Raw genomic sequence first — 24,756 nt, forward strand, 5'->3', positions numbered from 1 at the left:
AAACCCAATTATCATCGGGAACTGTAATTGATGGCAGGGCTAACTTCAATCGAAATGGCAAACCTGCTCTTAAAAAAAATAGGCTAATTCACAGAGTTGGGTAAATGGATAAATTGTCTGTCAAAATTTCTACTATTTCAAAGTATCATGCGCAAATTGTCAGTTGCTTTAATAATGAATAAAACCTTACAATAGAACGACAATCGTTGTTTTTGCTGTGAATAGTCGTTTTTATATACTAAAAACCTGAAAGCATTTTGTTTACGTAAATGCATTAAACTATTATTGTTTTTAATTAGTCTAAAAATTTTGTTAATTAGAGTAATAACTGTTGCGCCTAATAAGCAAAATGGCGTAATTGTTGATAAAATATAAAAATTGGGAAGCTAGTTTATAAAACATTTTTATAGTTTAGTGTCATCCCCAATAACACACATATTATGGAAGCGAAATTTTCTCCACAAGTAAAAGACGTGATTTCTTTTAGCAGGGAAGAAGCCCTGAGATTAGGACACGATTATATAGGCGCAGAGCATTTGCTATTGGGCCTTATACGCGAAGGCGATGGTATGGCCATTAAGATTTTAAGATCATTAGGGGTTGATACGTCGAAATTGCGCCGTTCAATTGAAGATGCCGTTCGTGGTACTTCTAGCGTTACTGTTAATTTAGGCAATATTCCCTTAACTAAACAGGCCGAAAAGGTTTTAAAGATTACTTACTTAGAAGCTAAAATATTTAAAAGCGATTTAATTGGAACCGAGCATTTGTTATTGTCTATTTTAAGAGATGATGATAATATTGCATCGCAAATTTTATTGCAATACAGTATTACTTACGAAGTGTTTAAGCAAGAGGTTGAGGTAAACAAAAACGGTTTTAGAGATGAAGCTCAAGGCGGTGGTACTGCCGGTGGCGATGACGATTACCAAGAAGAAGAAAGCTTTACAGCGCCTAAAAAGGTTTCGGACATTAAATCTAAAACACCTGTTCTGGATAATTTTGGCCGCGACTTAACACGTGCTGCCGAGGAAGGTCGTTTAGATCCGATTGTAGGTAGAGAAAAAGAAATTGAGCGTGTTTCGCAGATTTTATCGCGTAGAAAGAAAAATAACCCAATTTTAATTGGTGAGCCTGGTGTTGGTAAGAGTGCCATTGCCGAAGGTTTAGCTTTGAGAATTGTACAGCGTAAGGTTTCTAGAGTTTTGTTTAACAAACGAGTGGTTACGCTAGATTTAGCCTCGTTGGTTGCAGGTACTAAGTACCGCGGCCAGTTCGAAGAGCGTATGAAAGCGGTTATGAACGAGCTTGAAAAATCAACAGATGTGATTTTGTTTATCGACGAAATTCATACGATTGTTGGTGCAGGTGGCGCATCTGGTTCTTTGGATGCATCGAACATGTTTAAACCGGCTTTAGCCAGAGGCGAGATTCAATGCATTGGCGCAACTACTTTAGATGAGTACCGTCAGTACATTGAAAAAGATGGTGCTTTAGATCGTCGTTTCCAAAAAGTAATGATTGAGCCAGCTACGCCTGATGAAACCATCGAAATCTTAAATCGTATTAAAGAAAAGTATGAAGAGCATCACGGTGTAACCTACACAGACGAAGCAATTAATGCTTGCGTGGCTTTAACATCTAGATATATTACAGATCGTTTCTTGCCGGATAAAGCTATTGATGCCTTAGACGAAGCAGGCTCTAGAGTGCATTTAACAAATATTCACGTGCCAGAAAATATCATCACTATTGAAAGTAAAATAGAAGATATTAAGGTTGAGAAGAACAAAGTTGTTAAGAGCCAAAAATACGAAGAGGCAGCAAAATTGAGAGATACTGAAAAGAATCTTTTAGAGGAATTAGAGCGTGCCAAAGCAGAATGGGAAGCAGAAACTAAAACTAAACGTTATGAAGTTTCTGAAGATAATGTTGCAGAGGTAGTTTCTATGATGACTGGTATTCCGTTGCAACGTGTTGGACAAGCAGATAGCACCAAGCTTTTAAATATGTACGACAAGGTTAATGAGAAAATTATCGGTCAGGATGATGCTATTAAGAAATTAACCAAAGCTATACAACGTACCAGAGCTGGATTGAAAGATCCTAAAAAACCAATTGGTTCATTTATTTTCTTAGGCCCTACAGGTGTTGGTAAAACAGAATTGGCTAAAGAGCTTGCTCGTTTTATGTTTGATAGCGATGATTCGTTGATTCAAATTGACATGAGTGAGTATATGGAGAAATTTGCGGTATCTCGTTTAGTAGGTGCGCCTCCAGGATATGTGGGTTATGAAGAAGGTGGACAGCTGACGGAAAAAGTTAGAAGAAAACCTTATGCGGTAATTTTGTTGGATGAGATAGAAAAAGCGCATCCAGATGTATTTAATATCTTATTACAAGTGTTAGATGAAGGTCAGTTAACCGATAGCTTAGGTAGAAAAGTTGATTTTAGAAATACAATCATCATTATGACATCTAATATTGGTGCACGTCAATTGAAAGATTTCGGAGCAGGTGTGGGTTTCTCTACATCGGCAAAGGTTAACCAAAATGACGCACATAGTCGTGGTGTTATAGAAAATGCTTTAAAACGTGCTTTTGCACCAGAGTTTTTGAACAGGGTTGATGATGTGGTTGTATTTAACAGTTTAGCAAAAGATGATATCTTTAAAATTATCGATATTGAGTTAAAAGCTTTATTTGGTAGAGTACACAGCCTAGGTTACGAAGTTAAGTTAACCGATACTGCCAAAGAGTTTATTGCCGATAAAGGTTATGATAGTGCTTTTGGTGCTCGTCCGTTAAAACGTGCAATACAGAAATACTTGGAAGATCCAATTGCTGAGGAGATTTTGAAAGGTGACATCCACGAAGGAGATATCTTGGAAATCGATTACAATAAAGAGAAAGAAGAAATTGTTGTTGTAAACAAAAGCAACGGTAAGAAAAAGAAAAAAGAAGAGGGAGCTTAATTCCTAAATCTCTTAAAAGCGATTTCTAGTAAGTGAAAAAGACCTGTAATTAATATTGCAGGTCTTTTTTTGTTTTCGTTATTTCGAGCAAATACGGCGAGGAGAAATCTATTGTTTAAATTTGCGGAGTGAAAGTTGTGCTACTATGTTAGAGATTTCTCCGCGATGAAGATCTCGTTCTTGATCAAGGTAGAATTTAGATCAGCTCCGTTAAAGCTCTATAATAATTGTCAAGTGCATTTTCATCTTCATTCAAAAATAAAAATGGTTCAATAAGTTCCAATTCCATTAACACAAATTCATTGTTTATAACAGTCCCATCAACTCTTGCGTACAAACAACCTTTTGCAAATTGATGAACATATTTTTCAGCATCAGTTAATAGATGAGTAGGTGCTTCTTGCGGATGTATTGTTCCTCCAAAACTATGCTGTACTCTAAAATCTCCAGGCTTTGCTTTTTTTAGTAATGAGTGACTAAATTTTCCTCCAAAAAATAAAAATGACCACTCTCCATTTTCTTCAATTTCATTTAAAAATGGTTGTACTATAAAATCCTCTAATGCTAATAAAGGAGTAAGTTTCTCAATTATTTCTTCTGTATTTGTTGCGGCAACTTTAAATGTATTTTTAGAACCACCGCTAACCGCTGGTTTTACAATTAGTTTATCAGAATTAAACTGTTCAAAATACTTTTCGAAATTAACATCATCACCTTTGGTTAAAAAACTGCTAGGTGTAACTTTTAAGCCGGCGTTTTTTATGTCTTGTAGATAATGTTTATCGGCATTCCATTTAACAACATCAACTGGGTTTAGCAACTTTATGTTTTTTTGTTCAATCTTTGCTAACCAATCGTAAAAATCGTGAATCAAGTCAAAATAATCCCACGGAGACTTAAGGATAGCCAACTGATAATTGCTCCAATCTACACTCGAATCGTTCCAAATTACTTTTTCAATAGATAAACCCTTTGTTATTAAGAATTTTAAAAGTGTATCATCCTCGTTTTCTGCCGTAGGCGATGTATATAAACCCTTTTCTTTATAGGTTACTAGCGCTATGTTCATCTTTTTTTATTGAATTTCTAAGGTAGGGAATGACCATCAAACTTTGAAAAAAATGGTAATATAAAACATTTTTAGTCGCAAAGTCTTTATTGAAACGCTTCGCAATTCTTTTTTAATGAAGATTTTATTAGAACATACTTATTTGAGCCTGTGGAACTTTAAACAAACTTCGGTTTAGCTCTACTTCTTCGAGGTTTAATTTATTTAACCTGCAATGAAGTTTAAAGGTATCTCGAATCATTTCTGCAAAATTACCCTCGCCACGCATTCTCGTCCCAAAACGGCTGTCGTTAACGTTTCCGTTATGGCAGTCTTGTATCTGGTGCCATACTTTATCAAATCTATCGGGAAAGTTTTTTCGTAACCAATCTTCGAAAATTTTGTTAATTACGCCGTTTAATCTCACAACGGTATAACCAGCACTTTTGGTTCCGTTATTGGCAGCTTGTTTTAAAATTGCTGGCATCTCGTAATCATTTAGTCCCGGAATTAAAGGGGCAGTCATTACTCCGGTAGGTAAACCTGCTTTACTTAAATCGTTTAATATTTTTAGTCGTTGTTTGGCTGTGGTAGTTCTTGGCTCAAGCTTTTGCCTTAATTTTTCATCTAAACTTGTAATAGATACAAAAACCCTTACCAAATTGTATTTGGCCATTTCTTGTAAAATATCTAAATCTCGTAAAATGAGCGAGTTTTTGGTAATCATCCCTATAGGTTGTTTATGGGCCAATGCAATTTCTAAAAGCTGTCGGGTAAGTTTGAATTTCCGCTCTGCGGGTTGATAACAGTCTGTGTTGCCCGATAATGAGATAGGAGTGGCATCCCAGCCTTTTTTTGCTAAAAACTTTTTGAATAATGCTGGCGCATCTTGCTTTACAATTATTTTTTGCTCGAAATCTAAACCTGCACTAAAACCCCAATATTCGTGGGAGTTGCGGGCATAACAATAAATACAACCATGTTCGCAACCTTGGTACGGGTTTACAGAATACCACATACCTACATCAGGACTATCAACTTTGTTAGCAATAGTTTTTGATGAACCCATGATGTAAGTAGTTTTGTGATTTGCTTCTTCCCAATCATCAATACCTTCTGGATGTTCTTTGGCTAAAGAATTTTTAAGGAATTTATTGGCTGTGTTTAGTTGTGCACCACGCCCATATTTGTAATCATCAAAATTTTCTTCAGCCACATTCATAGATTAAAATTACTAATATTTTTAGTAATTTTGAAGGTGTGTTTTCAACAAATTGTTTGTTATTTCTTAATCTCTAGCAGTACCAAATTAAACTGATATAAAAAGTTACTGGATACCACTGACTATTTTATACGACCATTTTCATTTTCTAAGGCCGAATTTCGGGTTCTCGGACCTTTCGCTTTACTATCAGCAAATTTATAGGTAAAGTTGAGCTTAACTTGTCGGGTTTCGTAGTAACTGTAATTTTTCATGTAAAACCCTTCAAAATTTTGTGTTGAGTAAGCTTGGCTTCCTTTATAAATATCTGTAAACGCTAGCCTAAGTGTGGCATTATTATTTAAGAAGTTTCGCTGCAAACCTAAATCTATTTGGCTAGTTGGTTTCATAACTTGGTTAGCCCCAATTAATCTTTTCGAGTTTAAAAACCCTAAAACTTCGCCGGTAATATTGTAAGGTAGTTTAAACCTTTGTTGAATATTCAATCTTCCGGCAAGCTGTTTTAAATTTAAGTTTCGGTATTCATCAAATGATACTTTATTTTGAAGATGGTAAAGCGTGCCGTTAAAGTTAATATCCCACCACGTGGCTGGTGCGTATTGCTGGGTTACGGAAAGCGAAATATTTTGCTGTGTTCCCAAATTTCTAGGTATCATCACGATACTTGTATTTGCCACTGTATCGGTAATGCTGGCGCTAAAATCGTTGGTATGGGCAAAGTTTAAACCAATAATGGTATTGCTTTTATAAGCATACTGCAACGTAAAACGATGACTTAACTGAGGTTTCAGAAACGGGTTTCCCTGCCAAAACGAAAGTTCATCTAATAAATAAACAAAGGGGTTTAAATCATTATATGCCGGTCTATCTATTCTCCTTGAGTAGCCGAAAGAAAAATTATGATTTGCAGAAGGTTTAACAGAGGCACTAAAAGATGGAAATAAATTGGTGTAATTTCTTTTTATGTTTTCTAGAGAGTCGCTATTATTTATTTTATAAGCTAATTCACCTTCGGATGAAGAATTTTCTACACGTAAACCACCTTGTAAAACCCATTTTCCAACTGTTTTTTTATAATTTGCGTATGCACTTGCAATTTTCTCATCAAATTTAAAGGTATTTGATCTGCGTTCGTCAAATACTTCTTGATTAGTAAATACTTGAAAAAATCTTGAATTATTATTGGTTTCAATGGAAGAATATTTTGCACCAGTTTCTAATTTTCCGCTCCAAAGGTTATTGCTGTAGTCGGCCTTTATAGCTCTTAAATGAATTTTTGCGCCATTAAGCGTTCTGTAATAGCTCTCTTGTGTAGTGGTATTTTGGGCTGTATAAATGTTGGATTGGAAATTGCCAGCACTTTTTTCATAAAAACCGTAATCTGCATCTATATTAACTATTTTACCAAGCGTATCTTCATATTTATAGTTTAAATTTACGTTGTAACGTTCCGTATTCTGATGGTAATAGTCGTTAATAGCATTTAATGTTTGATCTATAATCGAAGAGTTTGGCAAGCCAATGTCGGTTTTTGTGTCTGTGATCCCACCGCCAAAAATGAAATTCCCATTTACTAAAAGTCCAACTGTGTTTTTATCATTTATATTATAGTCGGCACCTAACCGAGCCCCCATTTTTTTCCGCTTATCTACATCGTCGGTAAAGCTATCGTAAGTTTTGCCATTTTGAATTCTATCTGAGCCATATAGGTAAGAGTAATAGCCAAAAAAGTGATTATAGCTACCATAAACGTTAAGTTTATTACTGCGGTAATTAAATGTCAAATCCTGGTTTTGGCGTAAATAAACGCCGTAAGAAATGCCTGCAGTTGTGGTTCCGTTAAAACCTTGGATTTGCGATTTTAAAGTCTTGATATTGATAATTCCCGAAGAGCCGGCAGCATCATATTTAGCTGTAGGGCTGTTAATAATTTCGATGGATTTAATGCCAGATGCGGGCATCGATCTTAATAAATCTACTATTTCTTTGCTAGTAAGATAGGTTTGCTTGCCATCTAATAAGATCATGGCTCCTTGTTTGCCATTTAAGGCGATGGAATTATTATTGTCGACGAAAATTCCTGGCGCATTTTTTAAAGCATCAAGCGCATTTCCACCCTGTGCAGTTATACTTTTAGCAACATTGTAGGTAATGCTATTAGCATCTACCTCTATTAAGTTTTGCTTAGATTGAACTACAACTTCATTTAGAGTTTGCGAGTTGCTTACAAGATAAATTGTGCCGAAATTTTTATCGTTTAGCTCAAAGGAAACTTTAAAGGTTGTATAGCCGGTGTGCTTAACTACGAGTTGATATTTTCCTTTTAGGGGATAGCTCAATTCAAACATTCCATCTGCTTTTGAAACAGTTTTTGCAACTTCCTTATCATCAGGATTTAGGAGTAAAATAGTGGCATCGGAAACTACTTGTTGGGATTCATTAAGTATTTTACCGTTTATTTTAAAAGACGAGCTTTGCGCAAACAAGGTTTTTGTGGTTAAAAAAAACAGTATCAGAAATAGAGATCTAAAGGTGTTCATCAAAAAAATTTACCTAAAATGCAATTAAATTTATACAACCAGTAAATTGTAACTATAATGCTGTATTTGCTTTATGGCAATCGCTTATTAATTGGAATGTAATCCATTGGCACCATGTCTGCAACTTTTTCGTAAGCCCAAAAACCCTGGTAAAGCAAAGACCGAGAATCGAAAATGCCACCATTTTCGTAAAAACGTACTGGCCCTTCGGTAAGCTGCGCCAAAGACATTTGGTAGTTAGGTATTGTTAAAGGCCTTCTTATCCAAGATCCAGATCTATCGTATTCTAACGATTCTCTTTCTTTCGTGTAGATGATGCAAAGCGAATTATCGTAATTCAGATACTTTAAATCTTTATTGTAATAATGGAGCAAGGTATCAACAAGAACATCCGCTTGATTTAATTTGTCGATGTATTTTGGCATGTCTCGTTGCTTAATCCAAAAGGCAAGTTGTGCAGTATCTACAATGCCAGCGTTTTTTCGAATGCCCGTTTTCTCAGGTGGCGTACGTAATTTGGTAATATTCTGATTTATAATAATTTCATTCAGTCGGTATGGATTAGGGACTTTTTCCATTTTATTAATGATAAATCCTTCGTCTTTTACATTTCCTTTGTATAACGATTTGAAAAAATGTTGAGCAGAACCATAATATGCAGTTTCTCTCATCTCTATAAATTTTTTCTTTTTGCTACCGGATGCTTTTAATTCCTCAAAAAAAGGTTTGCCCGAATAATAGATAATATTTGTACGACTATTAAATTCAAAGTAATCTAACATATATTTTAAACGATAACCCAAGGCTTTGTTTTCTACAATTAAAAACTCATCCGTTTTAACGGTTAACGTGCTTCTGGTTATGTCAAAATCTACTCTTAAAACCTGTGGATTAAGTATTTTGCAAAGCTTTGCATTTGGAGATCTGCCAATAAAATATTCGGTAAACTGATTAATGTATTTCTGTCGGTTCGGGTCTACTCTAATTACAACTTCATTCAGTGTTGTTGTACTTTCCTTTATTAAAAAATCTACCTGTACAGATTTATCCGAGATGATAATGTTTTTAGAGAAAGGCAAATAACCAATCATTTGCACCAAAATATCGTAATTGCCAGGTTTTAGGTTTGGTAACGTAAAACGTCCGTCGTTATTGGTAACTGTAGAAATTTTGTAACCACTGATGTAAACCGCTGCTCCAGGCAAAGTTTCTTTTTGATCTCTAACTACACCGCTAATTGAATAGGTACTTTGGGCATTAACTTGAAGAATAGTTGCAAAAAGAAAAAAAGACAATAAGGGCGCTTTAAACATATCGTCTAAAAATAACAATTAGGCATTTAAAAGTGAATTATATCGCATACTTTAACATTATTTAATCTCCGCTCTAATGTAATCCATTGGTACCATATCTGCTACTTTTTCGTACGCCCAAAAACCTTTGTATAATACGCTCCGTGGATCGAACACACCTCCATTTTCATAAAATCTTACAGGTGGCTCCATCATTTGAATTACAGATATTTGAAAGTTGGCCAATTCCATTGGTCTGTTTTGTTTTAAGCCAGAGCGGTCGTAAGCTTCAGATTCTTGCTCATTTTTATAAATTACATAAAGTTCGTCTTTGAAATTCATCATTTTTAAATCGCTGTTAAAAGGTTTAACTAAAGTGTCAATCAATACATTTTGCCGGTTTAGTACTGAAATTTCTTTATGTTTTTTTCGCTCTTTAAGCCAATGAGATAACGAATCGTTACCGTTAAAAGTGATGACATTATTTAATCCGGCTTGTCCGGTAGTAAGTCGCTTAACATTTGCATTAATAACGCTATCTGGAGCACGATCTTTGTTTGGTATTTTACTCAGCTTATTAATTACAAAACCTTCTTCATCAATTTTATTTGCATATAATGATTTGTAAAAGTGTTGCATAGAACCGTTGTATGCAAGCTCTCTATTTTTCTGCCACTGTTTTTGTTTGGCTTTACTACCTTTCATCTCTTCAAAGTGCGGATGACCACCATAGTAGAATATTTTTGTTCTGTAATCGTACTCAAAAAATGACAAGAGATATTTGATGTTGTAGCCAAGTGCTTTATTTTCTATAATTAAAAAATCGCTAGCATTTGTGGTTAGCATTTGCGTTTGCTTATCATCGTTAAAAGTTAAAACTTGCGTGTTTAATATTTTACATTGTGCAGAATTGGGCGTTTTTCCGATAAAAAAATCTTTGAACAAGGCAAGATGATAAGCTCTATCGGGATCAGGTTTTATAACAACTTCTTTCAGCATTGTTGTATTTTCCTTTAACAATACATCAATACTTACAGATTTATCTGAAATTTCTATGCTTTTAGAATAGGGGATGTAGCCGATCATTTGCACTAAAACTTCGTAAATGCCAGGAGCAAGCCTAGGAAGATTAAACTTACCGTTGTTATCTGTAACGGTAGAAATTTTATATCCACCTAAATAAACTGCTGCGCCGGGCAAGGTCTCTTTTGCATCTTTAACGGTTCCACTAATGGTATAGGTGTTTTGAGCAAAAGCAAAAAAACTGGATAGAACGAGTAGTACGGTCGCGAAAAATCTATTAGTCATCTGGTAAATTTAACTAATAAATTAGGTGATGGAAATTAAAATTTAAATTACTTGGCAAACTTTGCCTCTATACTGTGTGTCTCATTTTGCAGATAACGAAATTTTCGGACTAGCCCAACAACTCCTTCGCGTTTTGTAATGCTGAAGCGCCCGGATTTTTACCACTCAGCATTTCTGCAATAGCATTAATACGCTCATCGTCTGAAAGTCTTTTAATTCCAGTTGTTGTTTTATCGGCTTTTTCGCTCTTAAATACAAAGTAATGAGATTTACCCTTTGCAGCAATTTGCGGTAAATGCGTAATAGCCATTATCTGCATATCATTTGCTAAGCCATCAATTACTTCTCCAACCCTAAGTGCGGTTTCTCCAGAAATACCTGTATCAATTTCATCAAAAATTAAGGTTGGTAATGCAGTATGTTTGGCTAATAAAGCTTTTACGGCTAACATTAATCGAGATAGTTCACCGCCAGATGCTACTTTGCCCACTGGCGCTAATTTTTGACCAGCATTAGCTGTAAACATTAGTTGTACTTCATTTATACCATTTTCATCAAGCTGCGGTTGCGTAGTTAAATTAAAACTCAACGTAGCATTAGGCATACTCATTTGCTTTAGCGATTTGCCAATTTCCTTTTCGGCAATCGTAACTGCTTTATTTCTGTTAGCGTTTAATTCTTTTGCTTTTTTTAATAAGGATTCATTCAGCTTAGCAATATTCTTTTGGAGTTTTTCCAACTTTTCATCGCTATTTAAAATAGCATTTAGATTAGCAGAAAGCTGATTTTGGATTGATAGCAAGGCGTTGTTATCGCTTACACGATGTTTCTGCTGTAACGAATAGAACAAATCTAAGCGCTCCTGTATTATTTCTAAACGATTGGCATTGTGTTCTGTATTTTCTTCTAAATTACTAAGTTCTGCAGCTATATCCTTTAATTCAATTAACGTAGATTTTAGTCTCTCGTTTAGCGTTGCAATAGTCGAATCAAATTTTTCAACCGCGTTAAGTTGCAAACTTGCTTCTTTCAATAAATTAGTGGTCGCAGTTTCGTTTTCGCTAATCAAACCCAACGCATTAAGTAGGGAGCGTTTAATGCTTTCTGCATGCGTAAGTTTTTCAAGTTCTAATTCCAACTCTTCCTGTTCGCCTTCTTTTAATCCGGCAAGTTCTAATTCATTGAACAAAAATTGCTCGTAATCTTGTTTATTTTTTGCCTCTTCGGTTTGTTGTGTCAAGGTTTTAAGTTGCTGTTCTACAAGTTTCAGTTGCTTAAATTCTTGTCTATAATTTTTAAGCAGAGGCTGATGATTGGCCAACGCATCCAAAATCAACAATTGGAAATCTGGGTTACTGATTTCTTGCGTAGCGTGTTGCGAGTGTATAGCAATAAGTTGTTCGCCCACCAATTTTAAGGTAGCTAAATTTACGGGTGTGTCGTTAATAAAAGCTCTCGACTTTCCATCAATAGCAATCTCACGTCTTAACAGAGTTTCTGTCTGAAAATCTAAATCGTTACCTTCAAATAATGGTTTTAGTTGTTCATCTGCCAAGAAAAAACCGCCTTCAATTACACATTTTTTATCCTGATTAAAAAAATATTTGCTCTCTGCCCGTTGACCTAAAATTAGCGACAAGGCGCCCAGAATTATCGATTTACCAGCACCAGTTTCACCAGTTATTATATTCAACCCTTTATCAAATTCAATATCTAGGCTGTCTATTAAAGCGTAATTACGTATAGAAAGTTTTTGTAGCATAATGTAATGCTAAATTACATAAAATGAATTTGCTTTTTAACGATTTTATTAAATGACAAAGGCGGAATTTAAATTCCGCCTTTCGTAGTGTGTTTGGTTTTAATTAGCTGTTAGCCTAATACAGTTTATCTTTTTAGTTTTTCAGAGTTTTTAATTTTACCTGCATATTATTAAGTTTCAGTGTTTTGTTAGGCGATTTTTCTACTAAAGACTTTAAGTCATCAAGATTTAACTTAGAATCCTTTAAATTAAGTTCTAATGATTTAAACTGTAGTGGCGCTATTGATGCAAAAACATTTTTTAAATCTCCAGCCAATGGTGTAAATAAGTTATCTAAATTTCCGCCGTCAAATAATAAAACTGCTTTATCGTCTTTAATTCCTTTTTGCTTTTTTAGTTCTTTAACTTCTTTTTCAAATTTTTGTTGAAGCTCTTTGTATTCTGGAGAATCGTGTAGCTTTTTATATTCTTCAATTTTTTGCTTCCATTCTGGCGAGTTAAACTTTTTCTCCATCTCTTTGGCATTAAATTCGATTTTTGTCATTTGATCATTCCATTCCTTCGAATTGAATTTCTTTTCTAATTCCTTTGCATTGAATTCAATTTTAGCGAATTTATCTTTCCACTCTGGGGAATTAAATCTTTTTTCCATTTCTTTCGAGTCCAATTCAATTTTCGCCATCTTTTCTTTCCACTCCGTAGAATTGAACTTTTTCTCCATCTCTTTGGCGTTGAATTCGATTTTTGTCATTTGATCGTTCCATTCCTTCGAGTTGAATTTCTTTTGCATTTCCTTAGCGTTAAATTCAATTTTAGCCATTTTTTCCTTCCATTCCGGCGAGTTAAATCTCTTCTCCATTTCTTTAGAGTCCAATTCAATTTTAGCCATTTTTTCATTCCATTCTGGCGAGTTGAATTTTTTCTCCAAATCCTTGGCATTCAATTCAATTTTGGCCATTTGGTCTTTCCATTCTTTTGAATTGAACCTCTGTTCCATTTTAACTATCTTTTCTCTTAAACTATCTGGCATTTCATCTAAGGTGGCGTAAACTGTCGTTTTGCCGTTAGTTTTAATCACATATTCTTTTTTGTGTTTTCTTTTAACCGTATCGGTATCAGTTCTACTAAAAAGATGTTTGTTTAAAGGTTTGCTGTCTACTACAGATGGTTTTTCTAATGAGTAGTTTTTAGCAGACTTTTTGTTTTCTTTAGTAGGATTAATCCATGCTATAGAAAAAACAGTGGCGATTGTTAAAGCAAGAATTACAACTTGTTGCTTAACATTGATGTAGTTTGTTTTCATTGCGGTTATTCTTTTAATGCGTTGGTATAAGTGTTGATTGTTTCCTGTTGCAGCCATAGCTAAGGCTGGCGATTTTTCTTTAAGTATTTCTAATTTTAATAGCGCATGCGCATAGGTTAGGGGAGTATTAGTTAGTTCAACTACTAAATCATCGCATGCATGTTCTCTTTCAATATTTATAAACTTGGTGGTTAACCACACAAATGGATTGAAGAAAAGGATAGTTTCGATAAAAGTTTTTAGCAGGTTTAATAAGTAATCATTTCTTCTAATATGTGATAACTCGTGTATAAGAATTGCTTCAACTTGTTTATGGTCTAGTTGTGTAGCTAACGCTATAGGGAATAAGACCACCGGTTTAAAAAAGCCAATTACTAAAGGAACATTAACGCTTGCAGACAAATAAAAAGAAACAGGCTTTTTAATTTTAAGCTGAAAAACCGTCATCGCGAATATAGCTTTCCAAGCCTCGGGAATTTTAATGGTACTTGCTCTCTTTATTTGTTTAAGTTTTGCATAGCCCATTAAAAGTATACTAAGTTGAAAGATTATACCTATAAGATAAGTGCCTACTAAAAGCGGGAAATAACCCTCGGTTTTAAAACTAAGACTGCTATTTGCCTTTAACCAATAATATGCGGTGAGGTTTTCTAGCGTTGCATCGGTAGTAGCTTTTGTTGCCGATGGCAATTCAAAAAAGTACACGAAGTTTGTGCAAAACGCTAAAAAAATTAAACTCAATGCGCCAAAGGCGATATTATGCCTAACCCTTGCATTAGATTTAATGAACAAGAATAGCACAAAAATTACAGCATAGATTAATGCACCTTGCCATAAAGAATGAAGAATGCTCCATCCCGTAGCTTTTATTAAATTACTGAAAATAGCTTCCATAATTATTTGTTTTCAAGATTGTTCAGGTATTCTTTAATTAAATCAATCTCCTCCTTGCTAGCATTTTTGTTTCCCAAGGCTTGCATTACTAGTCTTGCAGCAGAGCCATTAAAAACATTGTCAATCATTTTATTAACCATTTGTTGCTGTGTTTTTTCTTGGCTAATTATCGCACGGTAAACATGAGATTTTGAACTCGCATCGCGGTCTACCAATTGCTTTTCGTGCATTATTTGCATCAGCTTAAGGGTAGTTGTGTAACCAGCGTCTTTTTTATTTAAGGCTTCATGTACCTCGCGAACTGTGCAGAGTCCTTTTTGCCAAAGAACCTGCAATATTTCTAATTCTCCTTCGGTTGGTTTTATTGTGTTGCTCATATCAATTTCGTTCTACGAATTATTTCGTATTCAAATGTACGAATGTATTCGTATAAAACAAATGTTTTAACAAAAATTTAACGAATTAAAATTTAACGTTGATTTTATGATATTGGAGAGGCTTATCTGGTTTTCTTTAGCGCTTCGTATTTGCCAATATTAGCAGGATCTATTTCACTCAACAGGTTAAATGCAACCATTCTGTCTTGCAAATCGGTTGTAGAAAGCACATTGGTAATTTCATCAGCTTTGCTGGCAAAATAAACATTCGGAAAAATAGAGCCTAGCTTTTGCTTATCCATTTTCTGTAAAGCTGGGAGTAAGGCAATAATATTTTTTGCTCCAACCGGAACATTTTCCTGCAATTTGTCCAGTCCATTTAAGTGGTAATCGTAAATGAAAGTTCTTAGTTCTCTAAAACTAACATTCAGCAAATTTTCGTTTATCCAGAATCTATTCCGTAAGCCGTCAACTGCTCTCCAGCCTTTGTTACCTCCAGCTTGAGCGATGTTTAACAGATTTTGAGCTCTTAAATAATAAGGTGTACCTCCATGTTTACTAAAGCTATCCTTATCCAAGCCAATAATGGTATAAGCATAAAAACCAAATAACGAGCTTAGGTTAGATATAAAGTTCTGATCAGAAAAGTCTAGCGTCTGTCCGTCGTTATAGTTAAAGTCAAAATCCTTATCGCTCATATTTAGCAAAGTACTATAATACGAACTTCCGTAAACTGGTCGACTAGATTGTATTTGCGCTTCTGCAGAGTAGGCAGAACTGCCATCCCATTTGGTTATAGTTATAACGAAGTTGCATTCAATACGCTCTTGCGGTAAATAAGTATCATTTGTCCACTTGTTATTATTTAAAAAGTCTCGAATAGTATTTTGCAAAAGCTCTACGTTTCTCTTATTTATATTCGAAATATTTGGAGTTAATATTTGTACGCGAGCATTTAACTCTTGCGCAAAAGAAACGCTTGTTAAAAACACTAATAATACTAAACCTATAATTTTTTTCATTTGGTAGTTAACTTTAAAATTTCAGCACAAATATCTTTGGCAACATCAGTCTTAAGCTTTGTTTCAAAACTTGTCTTAACCATGTCACTATTAAATATAGTAATTTTATTGGTGGGAGTTTTAAAACCAGAGCCTTTATCGTTTAGAGAGTTTAACACAATAAGATCAAGGTTCTTTTTCTTCAGCTTTTCCTTTGCATAATGCTCTTCGTTTTCGGTTTCTAATGCAAAGCCAACCAATATTTGGCCAGATTTTTTCTGTTTGCCTAAACTCGCTAGTATATCGGTTGTTTTTTTCAGATCGATAGAAAAATCCGAATCGTTCTTTTTTATTTTTTGTGGTGCAACTTCAATAGGGGTATAGTCGGCCACTGCTGCACTCATCACCATAATATCACTATTATCAAAATATGCGTTGCAGGCATCTAACATATCTTGCGCACTCACTACATCAACCCGATTTAGTTTATTAGCAGATTTTTCTGCAGTTGGCCCAGTTATCAAGGTAACATCAGCACCAAGTGTAAGCATCTCATCAGCAATAGCAAATCCCATTTTGCCAGAAGAATGGTTGCCTATAAATCTAACTGGGTCTATAGCTTCATAAGTTGGTCCGGCAGTTACCAAAACGCGTTTTCCCAAAAGAGGCATGCCACTTTTAATGTCAGCTATCAAGAAAGAAACGATTTCTTCCGGCTCTGCTAGTCTACCCTCGCCAACCAAACCACTTGCAAGTTCACCACTGTTAGGTGCTATAATCGTATTTCCGAAATTCTTTAACTGACTAATGTTTTGTTGTGTGCTTTCATGCTTCCACATGTCTAGGTCCATAGCTGGGGCAAAGTACACAGGGCATTTAGCAGACAGATAAACTGCAGTTAGCAAATTGTCGCATAATCCATTTGCCATTTTGCCTATAGTATTGGCACTTGCTGGCGCAATTATCATGTAATCAGCCCAAAGACCTAATTCAACATGATTGCTCCAAACGCCAGTTTCGGCTTCGAAATATTGGGTGTAAACAGGATTTTTAGATAATGTGGCAAGCGTAAGAGGTGTAATAAAATTACTCGCATCTGCCGTAAGAATAACCTTAACGTTTGCGCCAGCCTTAATGAGTAACCTCACTAACGTAGCCGATTTGTAGGCCGCAATACTGCCACAAACGCCAAGGATAATATTTTTGTTGCTAAGCATACTACCTTTGTATAATTACAAGGCGCAAGTTAAGCAAAGGCATTAATTATTTCTGCTCTTTAGCAGGATTTCTGTGATAAACTTTATCATTCAAAAATTCATCGATTGCAATTAGGCTAGGCTTAGGCATACGCTCATAGTGCTTGCTAATTTCAATTTGCTCCCTGTTTTCAAAAATCTCTTCCAAGTTGTCGTTAGAAGAAGCAAACTCAGCTAACTTGCCGTGTAATTCTTCTTTCATATTGTTAGAAATCTGATTCGCCCTTTTAGCAATAATTACTAACGACTCATAAATGTTATCAGTAGATGCATCTAAATCATGTACATTTCTAGTTACCGTAGTATTCGGAATTGCTGGTTTTGCTGTGTTCATTATTTTTGTGTTTTAATAATTTCTACTTTGTTACTCGTGGTATCAGGTACCTTTTCGCCTCGTTTCATTAAGGCTAATTGTCTTTGGTATTCTGCAGTATCTTCTGCAATCATTTTCTTAGCAGCAATAATTCCTGCTTCGCTATTTTCTTTAAGCGCAACAGCTTCCTTCATATATTTGCTGGTAGGGTGTGCCTCCGCAAATTCGTTGTAGTAGCCAATAGCTTCGTTAAAACGATCTTCTTGTCTAATCGCATAACTGTTTTTAGCAAACATATACTGGGCTTTCACAATCAATAAATCCATTTCCTCAGCGTACTTAATATCCGGAAATTCAATTTGAGCATTTTTCAATGCTACAACTGCCGATTTGTAATTGCTTACATCATAACCTCCCAAGGTATAATAAAGTTTAGCATTATCAAAAGCCTTAACTTCTAGCTTATTACGCAGGTTTGCTATATATTGCGCTGCTTGTGTAGCCCTATCACTTTTCGGATAAAGGTTAATAAATAATTGAAGTGCATCTATAGCCTTATAAGTATTCGCTTGGTCCAAAGAAGACTTTGGCGAATCTAAATAATAACAATAAGCGCCCATATAACGGCACTCCTCAGCATTTTTACTTGCCGGATAAGTGTCGGCAAATTCCTTAAATTTATATCTCGCAGTTGTATAATCCTTTAAACGGTATAAAGTAAAAGCGTAATAATAGTTTAAATCTTCGGCCTCCGCCGTTCCTCTGTATTTTTGAGCCAGCCCTTCAAATAAAATCAAAGCTTTAGAATAATCTTTTTTATTATAAAGCCTAATTCCTTCCTGGTATTTTTTTGTAACATCATTACTCAAGCGAAGCTTTTCAAAACTGCTTTTACAGCCAGCCAAGCCCAATATCACAACGGTAAGACTTAAAATAAGTAAGTGTTTAATTTTAAACATTCTGCAAAGATAAGTTAATAATACGATAACGTCAATTAAAAATAATAACTGCGAAGCTAAATAAACGCTTTTAACGCATCAAACACTTAACAAATTTTAACATTAGATCGTAACTGTTATACAATCTACAATTTCAATTCATCTAATCACTATTTTTAAACACATATATATACTATATGCAACTTTGCAAGTAGCCAATTATAGGTAACCAATAGTTATATATATAATATGCAACTTTAATGTTTTTTCGAAAATCAAATTCTGTGCATATAGGTAAGTGCAGCCCCGCCGTCCGTTCCAATCTTTTTGCGCCGCGGTCGCTGTGGATGGTCGAGGTTCCGGCGCCGCAAAAAGTATTTCCGCTCCCGTCGGGTTTAGATAGCACTGGCCGTGCCTTCCACAAGGTTTTTCCCGATAGCCGTCCGGAAAAAGGGGCACACTGCCCATCACTTGGCTGCGCTACGGCGCCAGCTTCCATTCCATGCTGGGGTTTCCCACTCCTTTTTCCGGTCGATCGCTTTATTTTTTTTGGTCGATATCGTTTTCGCCGGCCGGCAGAAACGGGAAATCAGCTTCCATAACCGCACCCGTCTGGCTTTTTTTACGTCCATCCGCATTGCGCAGGCCGTGCCGAAGGGGTTGGAACATTGCCGTCATTGATTTTTTCACGCTGTCGGCCAGCATATTACGTATTCCCTTCAAAACAATTTTGGCGTTTGTTTGTTCGGACATATTTTTTTGCTACCTTTGCATCCCGCTTCGGAGGAGGCGTGGCAAGTAAAAACGGGAATAGGGGAAGCGAAAAAAAACTTCTAAAAAAGTTTTGGGGAGCGGAAAATATTCCTACCTTTGCAACCCGCCACGGAGGTGACGGCGAAGGGAAGACGGAGCGATAGGGATTTGATGCAGCGGAGCTGTAACGGGCAAACAGACGGAACGAAAAAAAGTTTCGGAAAAAGTAAAAAAAGTTTGCAGGTTCAAAAAAGTTTCCTACCTTTGCAGTCCCAAACGAAACGGGGGCCGACGGACGGAGTCCGGAAGGCTGAAAAAAAGACTGAAACAATGTAACCTTGAATTAGGCGACCGGAACGAAAAGGACCGGAAGTTAAAAGAAAGCACATTGCAACATATACGGATCGCCGGGAGGTATGATCGGAAAGTTCATTAAAGAGATATCATTTATACAACGCAGCGGGGCGAACGGTACGGTTACAAAGTACATGTAGCCAAGCTGTTTCTTAGGTCCGTACGACCGGACAACATACAAAAAAGAACAAGATTATTAATGTTCGTTAGAATATCGATGGTCAGCGTTCGAACTACACATTTTACAATGGAGAGTTTGATCCTGGCTCAGGATGAACGCTAGCGGCAGGCCTAATACATGCAAGTCGAGGGGTAGAGGCTGCTTGCAGCCTTGAGACCGGCGCACGGGTGCGTAACGCGTATGCAACCTGCCCAAACCTGGGGGATAGCCCGGAGAAATCCGGATTAATACCGCATAAAACCACAGCACGGCATCGTGCAATGGTCAAACATTCATGGGGTTTGGATGGGCATGCGTGCCATTAGTTAGTTGGCGGGGTAACGGCCCACCAAGACCGCGATGGCTAGGGGATCTGAGAGGATGGCCCCCCACACTGGTACTGAGACACGGACCAGACTCCTACGGGAGGCAGCAGTAAGGAATATTGGTCAATGGGCGCAAGCCTGAACCAGCCATGCCGCGTGCAGGAAGACGGCCCTCCGGGTTGTAAACTGCTTTTATTCGGGAATAAACCTTTCTACGTGTAGGAAGCTGAATGTACCGAAGGAATAAGGATCGGCTAACTCCGTGCCAGCAGCCGCGGTAATACGGAGGATCCAAGCGTTATCCGGATTTATTGGGTTTAAAGGGTGCGTAGGCGGCCTGTTAAGTCAGGGGTGAAAGACGGTAGCTCAACTATCGCAGTGCCCTTGATACTGACGGGCTTGAATAGACTAGAGGTAGGCGGAATGTGACAAGTAGCGGTGAAATGCATAGATATGTCACAGAACACCGATTGCGAAGGCAGCTTACTATGGTCTGATTGACGCTGAGGCACGAAAGCGTGGGGATCAAACAGGATTAGATACCCTGGTAGTCCACGCCCTAAACGATGAACACTCGCTGTTGGCGATACACAGTCAGCGGCTAAGCGAAAGCGTTAAGTGTTCCACCTGGGGAGTACGCCCGCAAGGGTGAAACTCAAAGGAATTGACGGGGGCCCGCACAAGCGGAGGAGCATGTGGTTTAATTCGATGATACGCGAGGAACCTTACCCGGGCTTGAAAGTTAGTGAATGTGCCAGAGATGGCACAGTGAGCAATCACACGAAACTAGGTGCTGCATGGCTGTCGTCAGCTCGTGCCGTGAGGTGTTGGGTTAAGTCCCGCAACGAGCGCAACCCCTATGTCTAGTTGCCAGCACGTCATGGTGGGGACTCTAGACAGACTGCCTGTGCAAACAGAGAGGAAGGAGGGGACGACGTCAAGTCATCATGGCCCTTACGTCCGGGGCTACACACGTGCTACAATGGACGGTACAGAGGGCAGCTATACAGCAATGTAATGCCAATCTCAAAAAGCCGTTCACAGTTCGGATCGGGGTCTGCAACTCGACCCCGTGAAGTTGGATTCGCTAGTAATCGCATATCAGCAATGATGCGGTGAATACGTTCCCGGGCCTTGTACACACCGCCCGTCAAGCCATGGAAGCTGGGGGTACCTAAAGTACGTAGCCGCAAGGAGCGTCCTAGGGTAAAACCGGTAACTGGGGCTAAGTCGTAACAAGGTAGCCGTACCGGAAGGTGCGGCTGGAATACCTCCTTTCTGGAGTGGTACGGACCACCCGCTGCGTAAAAAATGATACATATCTCTAAAGGAAAACACCAAGAAGACGAGCCATCGGCACGACTCAGGTCTGCAGGGGCGAGATTAACAGTCCCGTAGCTCAGCCTGGTTAGAGCACTACACTGATAATGTAGGGGTCTCCAGTTCAAATCTGGACGGGACTACAAGCAAGTTTTTTTGGGGGATTAGCTCAGCTGGCTAGAGCGCCTGCCTTGCACGCAGGAGGTCAACGGTTCGACTCCGTTATTCTCCACCATCACCGGTACCTCGAGACAAAAGGTACGTTTATAATAGGTACGGCAACGTGCCCGGGATCGAAAGTTCTTTGACATATTGGAAGAAGTTAACAAGAAGAGCAAACAACAATAGAGACGTTGTTGGCTTGGAGTTCCCCAGGGGACAAAAAGTTGGCAACATATCAAAAAAAGCATACCGTGCGGCGCAAAAGGCGCACGAGTAGAAGAAAGTAAGAAAGAGTATACGGGGGATGCCTTGGCTCTCGGAGGCGATGAAGGACGTGATAAGCTGCGATAAGCCGCGGGGATCGGCAAATGCGAATCGATCCGCGGATTTCCGAATGGGGAAACCCGGCTGGTTGAAGACCAGCCACATGTAATGAGCAAACCCGCCGAACTGAAACATCTAAGTAAGCGGAGGAAGAGAAAATAACAATGATTTCCTAAGTAGTGGCGAGCGAAAGGGAAAGAGCCCAAACCGGTCATGTTACGGCATGGCCGGGGTTGTAGGACTGCAACGTGGCATTAGCAAACAGAAGTGGAACGGGATGGGAAGCCCGGCGGCACAAGGTGATAGCCCTGTACACGTATCGAATGCTAGCCTAGCAGTATCCTGAGTACCGCGAGGTCGGAGACGCCTTGTGGGAATCTGCCGGCACCATCCGGTAAGGCTAAATACTCCCGAGAGACCGATAGTGAACCAGTACCGTGAGGGAAAGGTGAAAAGAACCCCGAACAGGGGAGTGAAATAGAACCTGAAACCGTATACTTACAAGCGGTCGGAGCGTCCAGGTGGCGTGACGGCGTGCCTTTTGCATAATGAGCCTACGAGTTACTCTTCTCTGGCAAGGTTAAGTGCTTCAGGCACGGATCCGAAGCGAAAGCGAGTCTGAACAGGGCGCATAGTCAGGGGAGGTAGACGCGAAACCTTGTGATCTACCCATGGACAGGTTGAAGGTGCGGTAACACGTACTGGAGGACCGAACCGATAAACGTTGAAAAGTTTCCGGATGATCTGTGGGTAGGGGTGAAAGGCTAATCAAACTGGGAAATAGCTCGTACTCCCCGAAATGTTTTTAGGAACAGCGTCGGCATAGAGTTATACAGAGGTAGAGCTACTGATTGGGTGCGGGGGAGTCAAATCCTACCAAATCCAGACAAACTCCGAATGCTGTATAATATGGCCGGCAGTGAGGCGCGGGGTGCTAAGGTCACGCGCCGAGAGGGAAAGAACCCAGACCATCAGCTAAGGTCCCCAAATTACCGCTAAGTTGAACTAACGAGGTGCGATTGCATAGACAGCTAGGATGTTGGCTTGGAAGCAGCCATTCATTTAAAGAGTGCGTAACAGCTCACTAGTCGAGCGATCGTGCATGGATAATAAACGGGCATCAAGTGGTATACCGAAGCTATGGGTAATATTTATATTACGGTAGGGGAGCATTCCAGCGGCGGCGAAGTTGCAGCGTGAGCTGCGGTGGAGCTTCTGGAAAAGCAAATGTAGGCATAAGTAACGATAAGGCGGGCGAGAAACCCGCCCACCGAAAGGATAAGGTTTCCTGATCAACGCTAATCGGATCAGGGTTAGTCGGGGCCTAAGGAGAACCCGAAGGGGATATTCGATGGACAACGGTTTAATATTACCGTACCTTTTATAGATGCGATGTGGGGACGGAGTAGTGGAACTGCCGCGAACTGACGGAATAGTTCGTTGAAGGCCGTAGGTATATCGATGGTAGGCAAATCCGCCAACGATGCTGAAAGCTGATAGTACCGCGAGCCTTCGGGCAAGCGGATAGCGCAGGTAATCAGACTTCCAAGAAAAACCGCTAAGCTCCAGTCTATAAAAGCCCGTACCGCAAACCGACACAGGTATCCGGGAAGAGAATTCTAAGGTGCTCGAGTGAATCATGGCTAAGGAACTCGGCAAAATGGCCCTGTAACTTCGGGAGAAGGGGCGCTGGCAGCAATGCCAGCCGCAGTGAAAAGGCCCAGGCGACTGTTTAACAAAAACACATGGCTTTGCAAAATCGAAAGATGAGGTATAAGGCCTGACACCTGCCCGGTGCTGGAAGGTTAAGAGGGGATGTCATCCGCAAGGAGAAGCATTGAATCGAAGCCCCAGTAAACGGCGGCCGTAACTATAACGGTCCTAAGGTAGCGAAATTCCTTGTCGGGTAAGTTCCGACCTGCACGAATGGTGTAACGATCTGGGCGCTGTCTCAGCCATGAGCTCGGTGAAATTGTGGTCCCGGTGAAGACGCCGGGTACCCGCAACGGGACGGAAAGACCCCATGCACCTTCACTACAATTTAACATTGACATTGGGTACAGGATGTGTAGGATAGGTGGGAGGCTTCGAAGCGGTGTCGCCAGGCATCGTGGAGCCAACGTTGAAATACCACCCTTTCTGTATTCGGTGTCTAACCCCGCCCAGCGGGGGACATTGTTTGATGGGTAGTTTGACTGGGGTGGTCGCCTCCAAAAAGGTAACGGAGGCTTTCAAAGGTAAGCTCAGTACGCTTGGTAACCGTACGCGGAGTGCAATAGCATAAGCTTGCTTGACTGTGAGGCAGACAAGCCGAGCAGGGTCGAAAGACGGATATAGTGATCCGGTGGTTCTGCATGGAAGGGCCATCGCTCAAAGGATAAAAGGTACGCTGGGGATAACAGGCTGATCTCCCCCAAGAGCTCATATCGACGGGGAGGTTTGGCACCTCGATGTCGGCTCGTCACATCCTGGGGCTGGAGAAGGTCCCAAGGGTTCGGCTGTTCGCCGATTAAAGTGGCACGCGAGCTGGGTTCAGAACGTCGCGAGACAGTTCGGTCCCTATCTGTTGTGGGCGTAGGAATTTTGAGTGGGGCTGACCTTAGTACGAGAGGACCGGGTTGGACTAGCCTCTAGTGAATCTGTTGTTCCGCCAGGGGCATTGCAGAGTAGCTACGCTGGGGACAGATAAGCGCTGAAAGCATCTAAGTGCGAAACTGGCCACGAGATGAGAATTCCATATAGGGCCGTAGCAGACTACTACGTCGATAGGATACAGATGTAAAGGTGGCGACACCACAGTCGAGTATTACTAATAGCCCGAGGCTTTCATCAAAAGCAGACGTTGTTTGCTCTTCAAAACTAACTTCTTTCAATAATATGTCATTTAGGTTGCAAGTGACAAGTTGCAGGTGGTACGTTGTCAAACGTATAGCCTAATACTTAAAACCTGAAACTTAATTAAAGATATTCAGGTGCCTATATCGGCGGTGTCCACCTCTTCCCATTCCGAACAGAGAAGTTAAGCCCGCCAGAGCCGATGGTACTGCAGTAACATGTGGGAGAGTAGGTCGGTGCCTAAACCTTAAAGGAAGCCCCATCACGGAAGTGGTGGGGCTTTCCTTGTTTAC

Annotated in this window: 14 protein-coding genes, 2 tRNA genes and 3 rRNA genes; 6 read left to right on the forward strand and 13 right to left on the reverse strand. The window is 39.1% G+C overall.

Annotation, left to right across the window (positions count from 1 at the left end; translation table 11 throughout):
* Positions 1 to 440 precede the first annotated feature (440 nt).
* Positions 441 to 2,975 (forward strand): ATP-dependent Clp protease ATP-binding subunit, encoded by a 2,535-nt coding sequence (locus tag DUT69_RS07050; RefSeq protein ID WP_113652379.1) that lies wholly within the window; start codon positions 441 to 443, stop codon positions 2,973 to 2,975.
* A 196-nt stretch (positions 2,976 to 3,171) separates the two neighbouring features.
* Here DUT69_RS07050 and DUT69_RS07055 read toward each other — a convergent pair whose 3' ends face one another.
* From DUT69_RS07055 to DUT69_RS07115, 13 genes are all read right to left on the reverse strand, one after another.
* Entirely contained in the window at positions 3,172 to 4,044 is an 873-nt protein-coding gene (locus DUT69_RS07055) for an ATP-grasp domain-containing protein (RefSeq protein ID WP_113652380.1), read from the reverse strand.
* A gap of 127 nt (positions 4,045 to 4,171) precedes the next feature.
* Positions 4,172 to 5,245, reverse strand: a complete 1,074-nt coding sequence (locus tag DUT69_RS07060) for a PA0069 family radical SAM protein (protein ID WP_113652381.1) — start codon at positions 5,243 to 5,245, stop codon at positions 4,172 to 4,174.
* A 122-nt stretch (positions 5,246 to 5,367) separates the two neighbouring features.
* Positions 5,368 to 7,785, reverse strand: a complete 2,418-nt coding sequence (locus DUT69_RS07065) for a TonB-dependent receptor (RefSeq protein WP_113652382.1) — start codon at positions 7,783 to 7,785, stop codon at positions 5,368 to 5,370.
* Positions 7,786 to 7,856: 71 nt separating this feature from the next.
* Positions 7,857 to 9,098, reverse strand: coding sequence for a carboxypeptidase-like regulatory domain-containing protein (locus DUT69_RS07070; RefSeq protein ID WP_113652383.1), 1,242 nt, complete (start codon positions 9,096 to 9,098; stop codon positions 7,857 to 7,859).
* Positions 9,099 to 9,155: 57 nt separating this feature from the next.
* Positions 9,156 to 10,385, reverse strand: coding sequence for a carboxypeptidase-like regulatory domain-containing protein (locus DUT69_RS07075; protein WP_113652384.1), 1,230 nt, complete (start codon positions 10,383 to 10,385; stop codon positions 9,156 to 9,158).
* A gap of 109 nt (positions 10,386 to 10,494) precedes the next feature.
* Entirely contained in the window at positions 10,495 to 12,147 is a 1,653-nt protein-coding gene (gene recN / locus DUT69_RS07080; RefSeq protein ID WP_113652385.1) for a DNA repair protein RecN, read from the reverse strand.
* A 133-nt stretch (positions 12,148 to 12,280) separates the two neighbouring features.
* A complete protein-coding gene (locus DUT69_RS07085) occupies positions 12,281 to 14,344 on the reverse strand; it encodes a M56 family metallopeptidase (RefSeq protein ID WP_113652386.1) in 2,064 nt (687 codons plus the stop codon).
* A gap of 2 nt (positions 14,345 to 14,346) precedes the next feature.
* Positions 14,347 to 14,721, reverse strand: a complete 375-nt coding sequence (locus DUT69_RS07090) for a BlaI/MecI/CopY family transcriptional regulator (protein WP_113652387.1) — start codon at positions 14,719 to 14,721, stop codon at positions 14,347 to 14,349.
* A gap of 122 nt (positions 14,722 to 14,843) precedes the next feature.
* On the reverse strand, positions 14,844 to 15,743 hold the full coding sequence (gene porD, locus DUT69_RS07095) for a type IX secretion system protein PorD (RefSeq protein WP_113652388.1): 900 nt from the start codon (positions 15,741 to 15,743) through the stop codon (positions 14,844 to 14,846).
* The gene (gene coaBC / locus DUT69_RS07100) at positions 15,740 to 16,939 is read right to left on the reverse strand and encodes a bifunctional phosphopantothenoylcysteine decarboxylase/phosphopantothenate--cysteine ligase CoaBC (RefSeq protein ID WP_113652389.1); all 1,200 of its coding nucleotides are present in this window, start codon (positions 16,937 to 16,939) and stop codon (positions 15,740 to 15,742) included. The genes porD and coaBC overlap by 4 nt, the downstream gene beginning before the upstream one ends.
* Before the next feature lie 46 nt (positions 16,940 to 16,985).
* Positions 16,986 to 17,312, reverse strand: coding sequence for a DNA-directed RNA polymerase subunit omega (locus tag DUT69_RS07105; protein ID WP_113652390.1), 327 nt, complete (start codon positions 17,310 to 17,312; stop codon positions 16,986 to 16,988).
* A complete protein-coding gene (locus tag DUT69_RS07110) occupies positions 17,312 to 18,250 on the reverse strand; it encodes an outer membrane protein assembly factor BamD (protein WP_113652391.1) in 939 nt (312 codons plus the stop codon). Before DUT69_RS07110 ends, DUT69_RS07105 begins: the two co-directional genes overlap by 1 nt.
* Before the next feature lie 519 nt (positions 18,251 to 18,769).
* Positions 18,770 to 18,982 (reverse strand): hypothetical protein, encoded by a 213-nt coding sequence (locus DUT69_RS07115; protein ID WP_113652392.1) that lies wholly within the window; start codon positions 18,980 to 18,982, stop codon positions 18,770 to 18,772.
* 598 nt (positions 18,983 to 19,580) lie between these two features.
* Between DUT69_RS07115 and DUT69_RS07125 the strand changes: the two genes are divergently transcribed.
* The 5 genes from DUT69_RS07125 (at position 19,581) to rrf (ending at position 24,708) form a co-directional block, all read left to right on the forward strand.
* Positions 19,581 to 21,100 (forward strand): 16S ribosomal RNA (locus tag DUT69_RS07125).
* Between the two features lie 110 nt (positions 21,101 to 21,210).
* Positions 21,211 to 21,285: transfer RNA gene (locus DUT69_RS07130), tRNA-Ile, on the forward strand.
* 15 nt (positions 21,286 to 21,300) lie between these two features.
* A tRNA-Ala gene (locus tag DUT69_RS07135) sits at positions 21,301 to 21,377 on the forward strand.
* A gap of 203 nt (positions 21,378 to 21,580) precedes the next feature.
* Positions 21,581 to 24,461, forward strand: a 23S ribosomal RNA gene (locus tag DUT69_RS07140).
* A gap of 135 nt (positions 24,462 to 24,596) precedes the next feature.
* Positions 24,597 to 24,708 (forward strand): 5S ribosomal RNA (gene rrf, locus DUT69_RS07145).
* The 16S, 23S and 5S rRNA genes sit together here with 2 tRNA genes alongside, the layout of an rRNA operon.
* Positions 24,709 to 24,756 lie beyond the last annotated feature (48 nt).

This window comes from Pedobacter namyangjuensis, assembly GCF_003313325.1.
Lineage (GTDB): Bacteria > Bacteroidota > Bacteroidia > Sphingobacteriales > Sphingobacteriaceae > Pedobacter > Pedobacter namyangjuensis.

Excerpts from the sequence above, each read along its gene's own strand:
- DUT69_RS07050 (WP_113652379.1), top strand. The coding sequence starts at position 441 with ATGGAAGCGAAATTTTCTCCACAAGTAAAAGACGTGATTTCTTTTAGC.
- DUT69_RS07055 (WP_113652380.1), bottom strand. The coding sequence starts at position 4,044 with ATGAACATAGCGCTAGTAACCTATAAAGAAAAGGGTTTATATACATCG.
- DUT69_RS07060 (WP_113652381.1), bottom strand. The coding sequence starts at position 5,245 with ATGAATGTGGCTGAAGAAAATTTTGATGATTACAAATATGGGCGTGGT.
- DUT69_RS07065 (WP_113652382.1), bottom strand. The coding sequence starts at position 7,785 with ATGAACACCTTTAGATCTCTATTTCTGATACTGTTTTTTTTAACCACA.
- DUT69_RS07070 (WP_113652383.1), bottom strand. The coding sequence starts at position 9,098 with ATGTTTAAAGCGCCCTTATTGTCTTTTTTTCTTTTTGCAACTATTCTT.
- DUT69_RS07075 (WP_113652384.1), bottom strand. The coding sequence starts at position 10,385 with ATGACTAATAGATTTTTCGCGACCGTACTACTCGTTCTATCCAGTTTT.
- recN (WP_113652385.1), bottom strand. The coding sequence starts at position 12,147 with ATGCTACAAAAACTTTCTATACGTAATTACGCTTTAATAGACAGCCTA.
- DUT69_RS07085 (WP_113652386.1), bottom strand. The coding sequence starts at position 14,344 with ATGGAAGCTATTTTCAGTAATTTAATAAAAGCTACGGGATGGAGCATT.
- DUT69_RS07090 (WP_113652387.1), bottom strand. The coding sequence starts at position 14,721 with ATGAGCAACACAATAAAACCAACCGAAGGAGAATTAGAAATATTGCAG.
- porD (WP_113652388.1), bottom strand. The coding sequence starts at position 15,743 with ATGAAAAAAATTATAGGTTTAGTATTATTAGTGTTTTTAACAAGCGTT.
- coaBC (WP_113652389.1), bottom strand. The coding sequence starts at position 16,939 with ATGCTTAGCAACAAAAATATTATCCTTGGCGTTTGTGGCAGTATTGCG.
- DUT69_RS07105 (WP_113652390.1), bottom strand. The coding sequence starts at position 17,312 with ATGAACACAGCAAAACCAGCAATTCCGAATACTACGGTAACTAGAAAT.
- DUT69_RS07110 (WP_113652391.1), bottom strand. The coding sequence starts at position 18,250 with ATGTTTAAAATTAAACACTTACTTATTTTAAGTCTTACCGTTGTGATA.
- DUT69_RS07115 (WP_113652392.1), bottom strand. The coding sequence starts at position 18,982 with ATGTCCGAACAAACAAACGCCAAAATTGTTTTGAAGGGAATACGTAAT.